Raw genomic sequence first — 294 nt, 5'->3', positions numbered from 1 at the left:
ACGAAATCATTTGTCGTCTTAGTTTCCAGTAGTTAACACTAACTGCTGGAAACAGTCGTTATTTTTATCCATTGAATATGGGGAACCACCAGTATGAGCGCACGCGAGGATCTGCCTGAAACGCAAACGCCGCCATTGAACAAAAAAAGACAGCGCAGAAATGCACTAATGTTCCTAACCGTTATTTTTATCGCGATAGGCATCGGTTGGACTGCATACTGGTATCTCGTCTTACGCCATTACGAATCAACAGACAACGCTTACGTTGCTGGAAATCAAGTTCAAATCCAAGCG

At 43.5% G+C, this 294-nt stretch carries 1 pseudogene; it reads left to right on the top strand.

The annotated features are described in order from the left end of the window. Nucleotides 1-93 precede the first annotated feature (93 nt). A pseudogene (locus ACNQ0T_RS23900) lies at nt 94-294 on the top strand (multidrug export protein EmrA); the annotation flags it as partial.

Source organism: Enterobacter cloacae complex sp.6700776 (assembly GCF_048284255.1).
Lineage (GTDB): Bacteria > Pseudomonadota > Gammaproteobacteria > Enterobacterales > Enterobacteriaceae > Enterobacter > Enterobacter intestinihominis.
Note: the sequence above shows the minus strand (reverse complement) of the source record. Positions and strands in the feature narration are given on the sequence as shown.